Annotated in this window: 16 protein-coding genes; 2 read left to right on the top strand and 14 right to left on the bottom strand. The window is 69.8% G+C overall.

From position 1 onward, the window contains the following. Window positions 1–238: 238 nt before the first annotated feature. Window positions 239–778 (bottom strand): hypothetical protein, encoded by a 540-nt coding sequence (locus AP234_RS16095; RefSeq protein WP_055480488.1) that lies wholly within the window; start codon window positions 776–778, stop codon window positions 239–241. Window positions 779–1,031: 253 nt separating this feature from the next. On the opposite strand from AP234_RS16095, the gene AP234_RS39540 reads away from it, so the two are divergent. Continuing rightward, entirely contained in the window at window positions 1,032–1,235 is a 204-nt protein-coding gene (locus AP234_RS39540; RefSeq protein ID WP_055480487.1) for a hypothetical protein, read from the top strand. A 180-nt stretch (window positions 1,236–1,415) separates the two neighbouring features. Further along, entirely contained in the window at window positions 1,416–1,934 is a 519-nt protein-coding gene (locus AP234_RS16085) for a C40 family peptidase (protein ID WP_055480486.1), read from the top strand. Between the two features lie 37 nt (window positions 1,935–1,971). Here AP234_RS16085 and AP234_RS37260 read toward each other — a convergent pair whose 3' ends face one another. The 13 genes from AP234_RS37260 to AP234_RS16030 all read right to left on the bottom strand — a co-directional run bounded on the left by AP234_RS37260 (window position 1,972) and on the right by AP234_RS16030 (window position 14,032). Then, complete coding sequence (locus AP234_RS37260; protein ID WP_160330455.1) at window positions 1,972–2,145, bottom strand: hypothetical protein; 174 nt, start codon at window positions 2,143–2,145, stop codon at window positions 1,972–1,974. Window positions 2,146–2,148: 3 nt separating this feature from the next. Continuing rightward, the gene (gene clpB, locus AP234_RS16080; protein ID WP_055480485.1) at window positions 2,149–4,767 is read right to left on the bottom strand and encodes an ATP-dependent chaperone ClpB; all 2,619 of its coding nucleotides are present in this window, start codon (window positions 4,765–4,767) and stop codon (window positions 2,149–2,151) included. Beyond that, a complete protein-coding gene (locus AP234_RS16075; protein ID WP_055480484.1) occupies window positions 4,758–5,084 on the bottom strand; it encodes a chaperone modulator CbpM in 327 nt (108 codons plus the stop codon). The genes clpB and AP234_RS16075 overlap by 10 nt, the downstream gene beginning before the upstream one ends. Beyond that, entirely contained in the window at window positions 5,081–6,070 is a 990-nt protein-coding gene (locus tag AP234_RS16070) for a DnaJ C-terminal domain-containing protein (RefSeq protein ID WP_055480483.1), read from the bottom strand. Before AP234_RS16070 ends, AP234_RS16075 begins: the two co-directional genes overlap by 4 nt. After that, complete coding sequence (locus AP234_RS16065; protein ID WP_083502159.1) at window positions 6,070–6,564, bottom strand: nucleotide exchange factor GrpE; 495 nt, start codon at window positions 6,562–6,564, stop codon at window positions 6,070–6,072. Before AP234_RS16065 ends, AP234_RS16070 begins: the two co-directional genes overlap by 1 nt. Window positions 6,565–6,577: 13 nt before the next feature. After that, on the bottom strand, window positions 6,578–8,488 hold the full coding sequence (gene dnaK, locus AP234_RS16060) for a molecular chaperone DnaK (protein ID WP_055480482.1): 1,911 nt from the start codon (window positions 8,486–8,488) through the stop codon (window positions 6,578–6,580). A gap of 22 nt (window positions 8,489–8,510) precedes the next feature. Next, window positions 8,511–8,978, bottom strand: coding sequence for a general stress protein (locus AP234_RS16055; RefSeq protein WP_152990444.1), 468 nt, complete (start codon window positions 8,976–8,978; stop codon window positions 8,511–8,513). 348 nt (window positions 8,979–9,326) lie between these two features. After that, window positions 9,327–9,791, bottom strand: coding sequence for a glycosyltransferase (locus AP234_RS35020; RefSeq protein ID WP_235558220.1), 465 nt, complete (start codon window positions 9,789–9,791; stop codon window positions 9,327–9,329). Between the two features lie 323 nt (window positions 9,792–10,114). Beyond that, entirely contained in the window at window positions 10,115–11,476 is a 1,362-nt protein-coding gene (locus tag AP234_RS16045) for a tyrosine-type recombinase/integrase (RefSeq protein WP_055480479.1), read from the bottom strand. Then, entirely contained in the window at window positions 11,473–11,664 is a 192-nt protein-coding gene (locus tag AP234_RS16040) for a helix-turn-helix domain-containing protein (RefSeq protein WP_055480478.1), read from the bottom strand. Before AP234_RS16040 ends, AP234_RS16045 begins: the two co-directional genes overlap by 4 nt. Beyond that, window positions 11,661–13,055, bottom strand: a complete 1,395-nt coding sequence (locus tag AP234_RS16035; RefSeq protein WP_055480477.1) for a replication initiator — start codon at window positions 13,053–13,055, stop codon at window positions 11,661–11,663. The genes AP234_RS16040 and AP234_RS16035 overlap by 4 nt, the downstream gene beginning before the upstream one ends. Before the next feature lie 112 nt (window positions 13,056–13,167). After that, window positions 13,168–13,308, bottom strand: coding sequence for a hypothetical protein (locus tag AP234_RS37255; protein ID WP_160330454.1), 141 nt, complete (start codon window positions 13,306–13,308; stop codon window positions 13,168–13,170). A gap of 19 nt (window positions 13,309–13,327) precedes the next feature. Further along, the gene (locus AP234_RS16030) at window positions 13,328–14,032 is read right to left on the bottom strand and encodes a DUF2637 domain-containing protein (RefSeq protein ID WP_055480476.1); all 705 of its coding nucleotides are present in this window, start codon (window positions 14,030–14,032) and stop codon (window positions 13,328–13,330) included. Between the last annotated feature and the right edge of the window lie 18 nt (window positions 14,033–14,050).

Raw genomic sequence — 14,050 nt, 5'->3', positions numbered from 1 at the left:
CCGCGAGCAGCGAAACGCAGCCGTAGGCCAGTGATCGCGAACCATACGCGAACCAATCTTGAAGGCGTTTGCCCAGTTCGGCGGCCTCTCACAGGAGAGTGCGAACTCAGGCCGTGACGATCGCCCACGACGGCTGAGCAACGTACGGGGCCGGGGGCGATCATCGCCGCAGAACCTCGTTGGCCGGCCCCGCGGCATCGGTGACCATGGCCGATTGACGCGATAGCGGCCCTCCTTGTCACAGCGTCGAGGCAGGCACCTGTCGCCGTGCGCGAATCGCCTTGATCAGCAAGCCGACTGCTGTCGCGTAGCAGACCATTGGCAGCATCCGCCAAAGCAACCACAAGACCCTGCCGTCCCATCCACCGCAGTTGAGCATCATGAGGTACGAAAACGACCAGAAGGCCCAGTCCAGCGCCACGACCGCGACACACAGGGCAGCCAATAAGCCGATTGCATTGCCGAACCTTCGCCCAGTCCACACATTCAGCACCCCTCCGAGCAGGGCGACGGTAGACGGTAGAAGGTTCCAGGCATAGGACACCCAGCGCTCTACGAGATGGAGAGCCTGGCGGAGATCGAGCCACATCCGCTCAAGGTCGGGCCACAGAGCCGATAGGCCCGGCGGGAGAGGGTTGTAGCCCGCGCAACCGACCGCACCATCACCCTCGAACAGCAGCGGCAGCCAGAGGGACGCAAAGCCGCTGACGCAGGCCACGAGCGCCGCCACCCACCAACGCAGGTAGCACCACGCAGATCTTCCGGTGACGAGGGGCATCGGCAACCTCTCCAGTGAGGGGAATCAGGGGGTGGCTGCGCAATTCTGGAGCGAATGACCATCTGATCGTCAGCAGGCCTACTCCTTCGATCCCTCGGCGTTCTGACCTTGGCTGACCTCCTCCCTCCGCTCCGGACGCCCCGCCTTGACGAGCCTCAGCCCGGCGATTGAGGTGCCGTCGAGGATCGGAAGGGCAATGGCCAGCCGTACGGCAAGCAGAAGGCCCCGGCGATGTGAGCCGGGGCCGAGGTGGATGGGTGAGTCATCCGTCGAGGGCATCGTTGATCTTGCCGTTGATGTGGTCTTGCTGGCCGTCGAGGCACTTCGCGTAGACGCGAAGAAGAACATCGACGCTGTGGCCGGCGCGCTTGGCGACCTCTGGGGCCGGGACACCGGCGTTCAACCAGAGCGAGACGGCGGCGTGCCGCAGGTCGTACGGCCGGGCGACCAGGGATGAGGCGAACTGAGCCGGAGCGAGCGCCAGCTTGCGTGTCTCCTGCCAGACATAGGAGTAGGCCGAGCTGGAGTAGGAGCCGCACGACCCCGCGGATGCGATCTACAGTGCGGCCGCGTACCTGTGCGCCTCGGGCGCGGCCACCGACATGCGGCGAGCGTTGTTCGCCTACTACCACGCCTGGTGGTACGCGACCGGGTGCTGGCCAAGGCCGGCGAGTACGGCGTTGTCGGCGACCTCGTGGAGGCGATCATCGCCTACGCCCGACGGCAGATCGGCAGGCCCTACATCTGGGGCGGGACCGGCCCGGCCGGGTACGACTGCTCGGGCATCGTCTACGCGGCCTACAAGGCGGCGGACCTGACCATCCCGCGCACCACGTTCGAGCAGTGGCCCTTCGGCATCCGCGTCCCGGCCGGTCAGGAGCAGCCCGGCGACCTGGTGTTCTTCTCCACCGGCCCGGGCAACGGCCCCGGCCGTCCCGGGCACGTCGCCCTCGTCATCGGAGACGGCCAGGCCATCGAGGCCCGCTGCAGCAGGACCGGCTGGTCGGGCAGTAGCTCGGCTAGAGCGGTCCGTACAGCGGCCCGGCTCACCCCATGGGTACGTGCGAGGGCCGCGATCGAGGTGCCCTGGTCTCGGAAGGCCGCCCGCACTTCCTCGAGTCGGGCGCCGGCCAGTGCGGGCGGTCGGCCGCAGTAGCGGCCTTCGGCCTCGGCTGCGGAGATCCCCTCGGCGGTCAGCTCGTTTCGGCGACCTCGGCGAAGTCCTCGTCCCCCGCGTCCACCACCCAGGGCAGCGACTTGCGGCACTCGCCGCAGCGCGGGACCCCGGCACCCGCCCGGGGCACGCGATTGTTGCGGCCGCAGTGCGGGCACCGGACGACGCTCGACTCCGTGACCTTCGGCGGCATCGGTCAGCCCTCCGGGTTGTCGTAGGTGACGACGAGCTCGCCGCCGGACAGTTCCACCCGGATGGTCGCGCCGTCGCGGACGTCGCCGGCGACCAGCGCCCGCGCGACGCAGGTCTCCACCTCGCGGGCGATGTAGCGGCGCAGCGGACGGGCTCCGTAGATCGGGTCGAACCCGCGCTCGGCGATGTGGCGGACCGCCTCCGGGCTGATCTCGAGCGTCATCCTGCGCTCGGCGAGCCGCGCTCTGATGTCGTTGAACATCAGCTTGACGATCTGCTCGATTTCGGCCTCGGTGAGCGGCTTGAACAGCACGATGTCGTCGATGCGGTTGAGGAACTCGGGGCGGAAGCGGGCGCGCAGCTCCGCCATGACCATCTCGCGCACCTCCGGGTCGATCTCGCCCGACGGCGCCGCCTTCTCGCTGAGGTAGTGCGAGCCGATGTTGGACGTCATGATGATCACGGTGTTGCGGAAGTCGACCGTGCGCCCCTGGGCGTCGGTGAGCCGCCCGTCGTCCAGCACCTGCAGCAGGGTGTTGAACACGTCCGTGTGTGCCTTCTCGATCTCGTCGAAGAGCACCACGGAGTAGGGCTTGCGCCGCACGGCCTCGGTGAGCTGGCCGCCCTCCTCGTAGCCGACGTACCCGGGCGGGGCGCCGACGAGGCGGCTGACGGTGTGGCGCTCCTGGTATTCGCTCATGTCGACGCGGACGATGTTCTCCTCGGTGTCGAACAATGCCTCGGCCAGCGTCTTGGCCAGCTCGGTCTTGCCGACTCCGGTCGGCCCGAGGAAGATGAACGACCCGATCGGGCGGCGGGGGTCCTTGATCCCCGAGCGCGCCCGGATGATGGCGTCGGCGACCGCCCGCACGGCCTCGTCCTGGCCGATCACCCGCTGGTGCAGAATCTCATCGAGCCGTAGCAGCTTCTCCCGCTCGCCCTCCTGCAAGCGGCTGATCGGGATGCCGGTCCACCGCGACACGATGCCGGCGATCTCCTCCTCGGTCACCACCTCGCGCAGCAGCCGGTGCCCGCCCTGCTTGCTCTCCAGCTGTTCCTCCGCGGCACGCAGCCTGCGCTCCAGTTCGGGAAGCCTGCCGTGTCGAAGCTCGGCCGCGCGGTTCAGGTCGTACATGCGCTCGGCCTGCTCGGCCTCCCGGCGTACGCTCTCGATTTCCTCGCGCAGCTGCTGTACCTTGCGCAGGGCGTGCCGCTCGGCCTCCCACTGGGCCCGCATGGCGTCGGCCTCGGCCCGCAGGTCGGCCAGCTCCTTGCGTAGCGTCTCCAGGCGCTCCCGGCTCGCCGGGTCGTCCTCCTTGGCGAGCGCCGCCTCCTCGATCTCCAGCCGCGTCACCCGGCGGGTCAGCTCGTCCAGCTCCGCGGGCATCGAGTCGATCTCCGTACGGAGCATGGCGCACGCCTCGTCGACAAGGTCGATCGCCTTGTCAGGGAGGAAGCGGTCGGAGATGTAGCGGTGGCTCAGCACAACCGCGGCGACGATCGCGCCGTCCTGGATCTTCACGCCGTGAAAGACCTCGAGCCGCTCGCGCAGCCCGCGCAGGATGGAGATGGAATCCTCGACTGACGGCTCGTCGACGAAGACGGGCTGGAAGCGGCGCTCCAGCGCGGCGTCCTTCTCGATGTGCTTGCGATACTCCGTCACGGTCGTCGCGCCGATCATGTGCAGCTCGCCGCGGGCCAGCATCGGCTTCAGCATGTTGCCGGCGTCCATCGCCCCCTCGGCGGCGCCCGCGCCGACCACCGTGTGCACCTCGTCGACGAACAGCAGGATGCGTCCCTCGGACGCCGTCACCTCGGTGAGCACGGCCTTCAGGCGCTCCTCGAACTCGCCGCGGTACTTCGCCCCCGCGACGAGCGCGCCCATGTCCAGGCTGAAGATCGTCTTGTCCTTCAGGCCCTCCGGTACGTCGCCGCGCGCGATGCGCTGCGCGAGGCCCTCCACGATCGCCGTCTTGCCCACGCCCGGGTCGCCGATCAGGACCGGGTTGTTCTTGCTCTTGCGGGACAGGATCTGGACGACCCGGCGGATCTCGCCGTCCCGCCCGATGACCGGGTCGAGCTTGTCCGCCCGCGCCGCGGCGACGAGGTCGCGCCCATACTTCTCAAGCGCCTCGTAGGCGACCTCCGGATTGGCGGAGGTCACCCGCTGATTCCCGCGTGCCTGCGTCAGGACCTGCAGGAAGCGCTCACGGGTCAGCCCGTGTCCCTTGAGCAGCCGGCCCGCCGCGCTGTCGACGCCCTCGTCCAGCAGCGCCATCAGCAGGTGCTCGACCGACACGTACTCGTCCTTCAGCCGGCCGGCCTCCCGCTCGGCGGCATCGAGCAGCCGCGACAGCCGTTGGGTGACGTAGACCTGGCCGGGGGCGGCGCCGGGACCGGTGACGCGGGGCCGCCGCTCCAGCTCGTGCTCCAGTTCGAGCCGGAGCTTGTCCGGGTCGGCGCCGGCGGCGGACAGCAGGCGCGGGACGAGCCCGTCGGGCTGCCGGACCAGCGCCAACAGCAGGTGCTCCCCGTCGACCTCGGTGTGTCCGAAGCGGATCGCCGCGGTCTGGGCGTCGTGCAGGGCCTCCTGCGACTTCTGCGTCAGGCGGTTCAGGTCCACGATCTGTCTCCGGTCCATCTCGTATGGGTGCGCAGAGCCGCCTCCAGCTCCGCGATGCGGTCCAGGAGGTCCGTCACGAGGCCGAGGGAGGCGTAGTTGACGGCGAGCCCCGCGTGCAGGCGCTGAAGGCGCCCCACGGCGGCGACCTGGGTGGGCGGGAAGCACAGGCCGCCCGAGAAGCCGGTCCAGGCGTCAATCAGCCCGAGCGCCACCAGGCGGCGCACCAGTTCCGGGTGCAGTCCCGTGGCGCGGGAGAAGGACTCCAGGTCCAGGTGCCCGACGTCCACCTGGGCGAGCCGGACGAGCGGATAGGTCATGACGGGCTCCTCGGGTTGAACGCCGAGATCCTGGCCAGTTGCTCGTACAGGCGGCGCTCCTCGTCGCCGAGCGTGGGCGGCACCATGATCCGGGCCTCGGCCAGCAGGTCTCCGGGCCGGCCGCGCGGGTTCGGCATGCCCTGTCCGCGCAGGCGCAGGCGGCGCCCGGACGAGGTACCCGGCGGCACCTTGACCTTCGCCTCCCCGCCGGGCGTGTCGACCGCGACGGTCGCCCCCAGCGCGGCCTCCGACGGCGTCAGCGGGAGGCGGACGTGGATGTCGCGCCCCTCCAGGCGGTAGCGGGGGTGGTCGGCGATCCGCGCGATCAGGTAGAGGTCGCCCGCACTGGCGCCGTCGCTGCCCGCGCCGCCCTGGCCCGCGAGCCGGATCCGCTGGCCGTCGGTCACGCCAGGGGGAATGTTCACCTGGAGGGTCCGCCCGCCTCCCGGGCCGGGGATCGTGATGGTCCGCCGGCCGCCGCGGTAGGCCTCCTCGACCGTGAGCGGCAGCTCGGCCTCCTGGTCGGCGCCGGGCACCGGGCCCCAGCCGCGGCCGGTCGCGCCGCGCCTGCGCCTGCCGAAGACGCCGCCGAGCAGGTCTTCGAGGTCGATGCCCTCGAAGCCCTCGCCGGTGGTGAAGTGGATCTCCTCCCCGCCGGGTCCGCGCGCCCAGGCGGGCCCCGGCCCCGCCCAGCCCGGCCCCGCGCCGGCTCCCGCTCCGGCGCGGGCGCGCGCGTACGCCGCCGGGTCCACGCCCTCGGGCACCCGGCGGAAGTCCGGCCCGAACGCGTCGTACCGCCGCCGCGTCCCGGGGTCCGACAGCACCTCGTACGCCTCCGAGACCTCCTTGAAGCGGTCCTCGGCGTCGGGGGACTTGTTGACGTCGGGATGGTAGGTGCGGGCCAGCTTCCGGTAGGCCCGCTGGATCTCGTCCTGGTCCGCCGTTCTCGGCACGCCCAGGATCTCGTAGAAGTCGCGCTCCGCCATCACTCGTCGGCTTTCGTGGAGACGACGACGGAGGCCGGGCGTAGTTGCAGCGCGCCGTCGCCGTAGCCGGGCCGTACGACCTCGACGACGGTGCCGGGGTCGGCGTCCGGGACGGCGACCGTGCTGACCGCCTCGTGCCTGGCGGGGTCGAACCGCGTGCCGACGTCGTCCCTGCGCGGGAAGCCGAGGCGCGCGAGCACGCCGACCGCCTGGTCGCGGACGGCCCGGACCCCCTCGATCACCGCGTCGGCGTCGGCGCCCGCGTGCTTCAGCGCGAGTTCGAGGTTGTCGATCACCGGCAGCCACTCGGCCGCGACGCGCGTGCGCTCGTCGATCCGCTGCCGGTCCATGTCGCGCGCGACACGCTTGCGGAGGTTGTCGAGGTCGGCGACGGCCCGCAGCCACCGGTCCTCCAGCTCGGCGAGCTTCTCCGCAACGGGTTCGTCGACGGCCTGCCGGGGCTCCGGAGGTGGTGTCTCATTCCGCTCGGTCATGTCATGTCACGGGCTATTCGGAGCTGGTGAACTCGGCGTCGATGACGTCCTCGTCCGAAGGGCCGGCGGCGGCCTGGCCGGGCCCGGCCTGAGCCGGCCCCTGGGTCTGGGCCTGGGTCTGGGCCTGGGCGGCGGACGCCGCCACGCCGAGGCCGTGGTAGACCTGCTGCAGCTCCGCGGTCAGGCCGCGCAGCCGGTCGACGGGCACCTCCTCCTTGATCGCCTGACGCGCCTCCATGATCAGCTGCTCGGCCCGCGCCTTCTCGTGCACCGGGACGGCCTCGCCCAGCTCCGACAGCCGGCGTTCCACCTGGTGGGCGACCGAGTCCAGCTCGTTGCGCGCGTCGATCGCGGCGCGAAGCTGCGCGTCCTCGGTGCGGTGCCGCTCCGCGTCGGCGATCATCCGGTCGATCTCGCTCTTGTCCAGGTTGGAGCTCTCGCTGATCGTGATGCGCTGCTCGGCGCCGGTGTCCTTGTCCTTGGCGGAGACGTTCAGGATGCCGTTGGCGTCGATGTCGGTGGTGACCTCGATCTGCGGCACCCCGCGCGGCGCGGGCCGGATGTTCTCCAGCCGGAACCGGCCGAGCACCCGGTTGTCGGCGGCCCGCTCGCGCTCGCCCTGCAGGATGACCACGTCCACGGCCGACTGGTTGTCGTCCGCCGTGCTGAACGTCTCCGTGCGGCGGGCCGGGATCGTGGTGTTCCTGTCAATGATCTTCGTCATCACGCCGCCGAGCGTCTCGACGCCGAGCGACAGCGGCGTGACGTCGAGCAGCACGACGTCCTTCAGCTCGCCCTTGATGATGGCGGCCTGGACGGCCGCGCCGACGGCCACGACCTCGTCCGGGTTGACCGTCATGTTCGGGTCCTTGCCCGTCAGCCGCCGCACAAGTTGCTGCACGGCCAGCATGCGGGTGGAGCCGCCGACGAGGATCACCTCGTCGAGGTCGTTCGTCGTCAGCTTCGCGTCGGCCATGGCCTGCTCCACCGGGCCCCGGCAGCGTTCGAGCAGGTCGTGGGTGATCTGCTCGAAGGTCGAGCGCATGAGCGTCGTGTTCAGGTGCTTGGGGCCGGTCGCGTCGGCCGTGACGAACGGCAGGCTGACCTGCGTCTGCGTGACCGCCGACAGCTCCACCTTGGCCTTCTCCGCGGCCTCGAACAGCCGCTGGAGGGCCTGCGGATCGCGCCGCAGGTCGATGCCCTGCTGCTTGTGGAACTCGTCGGCCAGGTGGTCGACGATGCGCCGGTCGAAGTCGTCGCCGCCCAGGTGAGTGTCGCCCGAGGTGGCGCGGACCTCGATGACGCCCTCGCCGATGTCGAGGACGCTGACATCGAACGTGCCCCCGCCCAGGTCGAACACGAGAACGGTCTCGTTGCCCTTCTTGTCCAGGCCGTATGCCAGGGCCGCCGCGGTCGGCTCGTTGATGATCCGCAGGACCTCCAGGCCGGCGATCTTGCCGGCGTCCTTGGTGGCCTGCCGCTGCGCGTCGTTGAAGTACGCGGGCACCGTGATGACGGCCTCGTTGACCTTCTCCCCCAGGAACTTCCCGGCGTCCGAGGCCAGTTTGCGCAGCACGAAGGCGGAGATCTCCTCCGGCGCGTACAGCTTGTCGCGCACCTTGAACCGCACGGCGCCGTCCGGGCCCGGCACGACGTCGAACGAGACCGCCTTGATCTCGCTCTGCACCTCGTCGAACTTGCGCCCGATGAAGCGCTTGGCCGAATAGATCGTGCCCTTCGGGTTGAGGATCGCCTGGCGTCTGGCCATCTGGCCCACCAGCACCTCACCCTGGTCTGTGAAGGCCACCACCGAGGGAGTCGTGCGCGACCCCTCGGCGTTCGGGACGACCGTCGGATGCGCGTCCTCGGTGGTCGCGATGACCGAGTTCGTCGTGCCGAGGTCGATGCCCACCGCCTTGGCCATGTCCTCATCCCCCTCCTGACGCTCACCTGAGCGCAGCGGCCTCACGAGCGTGCGTCAGCACGCGCCGGGCCTCGTCGGCGAACTCCGGGTCCACGAGGATGTCGTAGTGGTCGGCGACGACCGCAGGCATCGAGGCGAACGCCCGGTGCTGCACCACGTGACTGATCGCACCCCAGACGAGGCCGAAGATCAGCCCGAGCACGATCGAGGAGCCGATGGCCCACCCGGCCCACGGGCTGAAGATCGCGAATATCAAGCCGATGAGAAGACCGATCCAGCCGCCGGTACCCGCGCCGGTGACGAGCGCCCTGCCGAGGCCCCATCGCCCGAGCACCTTCTCCTCCCACCGCAGATCGCAGCCCACGATGGTGACGTGTGCGATCGGGAAGTCGTGGCGGGCCAGGACGTCCACCGCGTGCTGGGCCGCGTCGTAGCCGCTGTAGGTGGCCAGCACCACCTTGTGGGACCCTGCTGTTCTCGGGACGCTCACGGGACCAACCCCCTAGGCTATTCCAGCTCGTGAAGACAACTCGCTCCGCCGCCGATGCGCATCGGCCCGAGCGGGAGAACCGGAATCCACGCCACCTTCGACGTTGGCGGTGTCAGGGCTCTACCAGCGAGAACAATAAATCCCTGTGACGCGTATCCCCCGTCGGCTTGTGGAACACCCCGACGGAATTTTCGTCTCCCTCATACCAGGATCCCGCCTGCCGTTCCCTCACACCACCCTTCCTGCCCCTCATCTGCCTCTCATGAGCAGTGGCAGGTCGCCCAGGGGGAGCGCCAGATGCGAAGCAACTCCGTACTTACTCGGTCAGGCGTCGTGGCTCCCCGGAATTCACCCTTCCCGTCCCGCCGGACGGCCCGGGTCATGTATCCGCGCGAAGACCTGCTGGTACACGCGTTCGTAGGCCTCGGTCATCACCAGGGTGTCGAAGTGTTGCAGCGCGTAGGCGCGCACGGCCGCCGGCTCCAGCCTCCCGGCCTCCTCGATGGCGATCGGGAGCTGCCCGACCTCGTGACGGACACTGCCCGTCACCCCATCCAGGACGACCTCGGGAACCGCACCCCTGCCCAGTCCCACCACCGGTGTGCCGCAGGCCATAGCCTCGATCATGACCATGCCGAACGGCTCCTCCCACTGCACCGGGAACACCAGGCAACGAGCCCGGGACAGCAGGTCACGCTTCAGCGCGGCGTCAGCCTCGCCTACGTGCCGCGCCGCCCGGCCGAGCAGCGGCTCGACGTGCTCCCGGAAGTACGCCTGTTCGGCTCCTTCCGTCTGCTTGCCCGCAAGGACGATGGACCGGCCGGCCGCCCAGGCGGCTGACCGCCTCCTGACCGGGCGCGGACAGCACCGGATAGGCGGTCGGCGACAGCATCGCGCCGCCTTACCATCTGATCGTCAACAGGCCTACCCCTTCGATCCCTCGGCGTTCTGACCTTGGCTGTTCTTCCTCGCCGGTCAAGGTGGTACCTCCTCCCTCCGCTCCGGACGCTCCGCCTTGACGAGCTCCTCAGCCCGGCGATTGACGTGCCGTCGAGGATCGGAAGAGCAATGGCCAGCCGTACGGCAAGCAGAAGGCCCCGGCGATGTGAGCCGGGGCCGAGGTGGATGGGTTGGAGCTATTCGAGCGCGTCGTTGATCTTTCCGTTAATGTGGTCCTGCTGCCCGTCGAGGCACTTTGCGTAGACGCGAAGGAGGACATCGACACTGTGGCCGGCGCGCTTGGCTACTTCTGGAGCCGGGACGCTCACATTGAGCCAGAGCGAGACGGCGGCGTGCCGCAGGTCGTACGGCCGTGCTGCCAGGGATGAGGCGACCTGAGCCGGAGTGAGAGCTAGCTTGCGGGCCTCCTGCCAGACGGAGGAGTAGGCCGAGCTGGAGTAAAAGCCGCCTGTAGCGGTGCGGAACAGTCTGCCGTCCTTGGCGACGCCGTAGTCCTTGATGTGCTCTCGGAGGATGGTGACGAGGACCGGAGGGATCGGGATCTCTCTAGTTTCCTTGTCCGCACGGTGTTTAAGACGACGGGATTCGTGAGTCTGGCCGGTGTCGGTCCAGCGCTTCGTTGCCTGGGGCCGCGCACGCTCCAAGACGATCAGTCCCCATCCGGAGTCGGGCATGGTGAGGTTCTTTTCCCGCAGGTCGGCGGCCTCCTCCGGCCGGAGTGCAGCGTAGTAGACGCAGGCGAACAGCGCCTTGAGGCGGGCACCGCGCTTGCGTCCCACCTTGGAGACAGCGTCGAGGAGGTCGCGGGCCTGAGTCGGGTTGACGACGGTCCGAGGATCAACAACGGTGACAGCCTTGGGCGGGGTCCACTTGATCTCGTCCAGCGGGTTGCCGGGGAAGAGCTTCTGTTCCACGGCCAACTCCAGGAGGTGATGCAGGACCGCCCGCTTGCGCCGTACCGTGTTCGCTCCGGCCGCCTTGCCCGAGAAGGTCGCCGAGATCGCGTCGAGGGCCAGGCGCAACGTGGCAGGCTCCCCCAGCGACGACATCGGGAGAGATGCCTTCTCCACCCAGCGCAGAGCCGCGGCCTGCTGACTCGTCAGCTCGGCCCGCCGGTCCTCGGGCAGCAGGGCATGAGCCCGGAGCGCAGCGCGTAGCTCCTCGGGATCGGGACGCCCCGGAACGTCAGCCACGAGCGCGGGCACCAAGGTGAGCAGCGCGTAAGCGTCCGTTTCCCGAGTCCTGGCCGCCGAGGTACGCCAGCGCCGGAGCACATAGGACTGCGCGAACTCCAGGAATGAAGGCCCCGTAGGCTCCGGCGTGAGCATCGATACCGGAAGCCCTGTCACGACGTCGAACGCCTCCCCTGCCTTGGCGGCCTGCCGGAGGTCGGACAGGAAGCTGTCCGCCAGCCCTTTGGTTCGGAAGCTCTTGGACTTGGCCTTGCGGTCCACGGTCCAGCGGACGAGGAAGGCCGCCGTCTTCCTGTCCGTCCGGCGCTGGATCTCCCAGAACTTCACGTCGTAGGAGGTGTTCACGCAGCCTCCCGAAGGGAGTCCAGCCAGGCCGAGAGGTCGCTCCGCCAGACGCGGATCTCTCCGTTGGGAAGCTTGATGCACTTGGGCGCGTGGCCGAGTTCGCGCCAACGGTAGAAGGTCCGGCGGGAGACGCCGCCCAGCTCGGCAAGCACCTCAGGCACGGTCAGGAGCCGGTCGTTGCGCGTCATCGGGCATCGCCCCCGAACGGTGACGGCGAGGGCGGCATTAGCGGCGACCCGTTGAGCGCGGCGACAAGGGCGTCACCCGGCGATAGGCCCTTTCCGGCGTACTCCCAGTGCGTGACCACGAGGACGGTGTCCTCGTGGAAGAGGGGCAGGCGACCTGTCGTGATCTGCTCGTCGCGGGCGTGGTCCTGCCGTTCGGCACGGATCTCGCCGAGGGTGGTGGAGTAGCGGCGTGATCGGGTGGAGAAGTGGCCGCGGAAGCCGAGCATGTGCGCCCACTGGGTCAGCCGGAGGTCGGCCAGCTCGCCGAGGGTGCCCAGGCGCAGGCATTCGGCGATGAGGCGTCGGGCATGGTCGCGGATGGTTAGGGCGGCCAGGTCCTCGGCCGGGCTGATGCGCCGGTCGAGGGTACCGACGCATTCGGCCGCCTTGGTCGCATACTTGGAGATGTAGCCGGCGACGGCCTGATCGGTCACCTCACCGTCCATGCTGATCGGCCGGACGTCGAGCTGATCCCCCCAGCGCAGCACCCGGGCCGGTTGGCCGTCGACGGCGGGGATCTTCGCGGTGACCACGGAGGCGGCGTGCCGTACGGCTTGGCCGAGCAGGTCGAGCGTTGCCCAGGCCGGGGGCAGCGAGACCGGCCCGTCCGGGCCGTCGAGGCGGATAACGGCGTGGAAGTGGACGACGCCGCGCCGCTGGTATTCGGCGACCTTGGCGAAGGACACGACGAGCTGTTCGCGCATCTCGCCCAGGGTCAGGCCGCCGAGCTTGGCCAGGTGCCGGCGAAGGGCGTCGGCGAAGCGCTTCCACAGCAGCGGCGCCGTGGCGTTGAACAGCACCGAGCCCGTGTAGTCGTAGCAGTCCGGGCACAGCGGCTCACCGAGGCAGTCTTCGTCGGCGCCGTGCCGGGCGGTGCAGGACAGGACGCGCCCGTGTGGGCACGTCTCGGCGTCGCGCCGGGGGTGGCAGGGGAGGATCTTGCCGTTCTTCTCCCGCCGTGCGTGGACGATGCCGAAGGACGGCGCGGTGAGCGTGACGAACAGGCACGGATGCGCGGTCACCGTGTCGGGGACGCCCTTGCCGCCGACGAGGCCCGCGCGGATCAGGTGGAAGGTGTCGGCCCGGTAGGTCTCGGCGCAGGACGGGCAGCGCGAGGCGCGGCGGCTCTTGCACGGGACGCGGAGGATGCCGTCGGGTTCGGCCCGGGTGGTGTAGTGGTGCAGCAGGGTCCCGGTCACGGTGTCCCAGTGTTCGACCCGGCCGCGTAGGTGGATCGGCTGGCGGCAGCCGCCCGCGCGGCGGATCTGGGCGGCCCACCGGGAGTAGTTCGGGTCATCGAGCCGGGCGATGGCGTCGCGGATCGCGTGCGCGTTGACGACAGATGCGGGCAAGATGGAGACCTCCTTTCACTCGTTGCGGGTGAGGGGATGGCCCCCGACCTGGCGTGTGTCTTGGCGGATGTACGGCCAGGCCGGGGGCGCTGCGATCAGCGGGCGGAGAGGTTCAGCAGAAGCCGAGTCCCTCGCAGTGGCGGCAGGTGTCGCCGTGGGAGTCGAGGCCGCCCCCGCCGCAGTGGCAGCACTGCCACCGCTTGGGCGTGATCTCCATGGCTGTCGGGGACGGGACCTGTTCGGTGTCGGTCATGTGGTGTCGTCTCCTTCCTTCAGGCGTGTTCCGGAGCCGTGCGCAAGGTGCGCAGCAGGTCGGAGGCGAGTTGGTTGGACACGCCCAGCCGGGCGCGCAGCAAGTCACGAGTGATCGGCTTGCCGTGCTTGGCGTGGTGTTCGTCGGCCACGCGCCGGGCGAACTCGACCAGCGCCAGGGACGGCCCAGTCTCGCCGTCCTGCCCGTCCTCTTCGGCGGGGACGAGGACGGAAAGGCGGGACGGTCGGCCGTCCGGTGCGGACGAGCCTGGGACCGCCGAGGACAGGTCCGCGGACGAAACCGGAGACGGGGACGACACGAGCGCGGACGGCTCAGGACGAGGGCCGGAGGCGCGGCGTTCCAGCATCGAGACCGCGATGAGGAACGCCCCGGCCGGGGTGGCGGCGGTCATCCAACCCCACACGGTGGGTTCGGCCTGATGGAGGTTGGCGGCCAGGGACAGGACGATCCCGCCGGTCAGGACGAGCGTCGGCCACGACACCGCGCCGTTGCGTTGGCGGCCGGTTTTCTTGTCCCGCTGGCGTTCACGGGCGGCCATGACGCAGGTGAGGTCGACGCAGACCGCCACCGCCCAGGACATCCAGCCGGTTTGCCCGTGGTCGGTGGCGGTGTCGCGGATGTGGGTGAACGATCCGGCACCCGCGATCGCGGCCAGGACGAGGACCGGCCCGGAGTCGAGCAGCCAGGAGGCCAGGCGTCGCATCGTTACCCCCTTTCATCG

Source organism: Sphaerimonospora mesophila (assembly GCF_001417795.1).
Taxonomy (GTDB): domain Bacteria; phylum Actinomycetota; class Actinomycetes; order Streptosporangiales; family Streptosporangiaceae; genus Sphaerimonospora; species Sphaerimonospora mesophila.
Note: the sequence above shows the minus strand (reverse complement) of the source record. Positions and strands in the feature narration are given on the sequence as shown.

Coding starts and splice junctions, on each gene's coding strand:
- AP234_RS16095 (WP_055480488.1), bottom strand. CDS start 778: ATGCCCCTCGTCACCGGAAGATCTGCGTGGTGCTACCTGCGTTGGTGG.
- AP234_RS39540 (WP_055480487.1), top strand. CDS start 1,032: ATGGGTGAGTCATCCGTCGAGGGCATCGTTGATCTTGCCGTTGATGTG.
- AP234_RS37260 (WP_160330455.1), bottom strand. CDS start 2,145: ATGCCGCCGAAGGTCACGGAGTCGAGCGTCGTCCGGTGCCCGCACTGC.
- AP234_RS16075 (WP_055480484.1), bottom strand. CDS start 5,084: ATGACCTATCCGCTCGTCCGGCTCGCCCAGGTGGACGTCGGGCACCTG.
- AP234_RS16070 (WP_055480483.1), bottom strand. CDS start 6,070: ATGGCGGAGCGCGACTTCTACGAGATCCTGGGCGTGCCGAGAACGGCG.
- AP234_RS16065 (WP_083502159.1), bottom strand. CDS start 6,564: ATGACCGAGCGGAATGAGACACCACCTCCGGAGCCCCGGCAGGCCGTC.
- dnaK (WP_055480482.1), bottom strand. CDS start 8,488: ATGGCCAAGGCGGTGGGCATCGACCTCGGCACGACGAACTCGGTCATC.
- AP234_RS16040 (WP_055480478.1), bottom strand. CDS start 11,664: ATGACGCGCAACGACCGGCTCCTGACCGTGCCTGAGGTGCTTGCCGAG.
- AP234_RS37255 (WP_160330454.1), bottom strand. CDS start 13,308: ATGACCGACACCGAACAGGTCCCGTCCCCGACAGCCATGGAGATCACG.
- AP234_RS16030 (WP_055480476.1), bottom strand. CDS start 14,032: ATGCGACGCCTGGCCTCCTGGCTGCTCGACTCCGGGCCGGTCCTCGTC.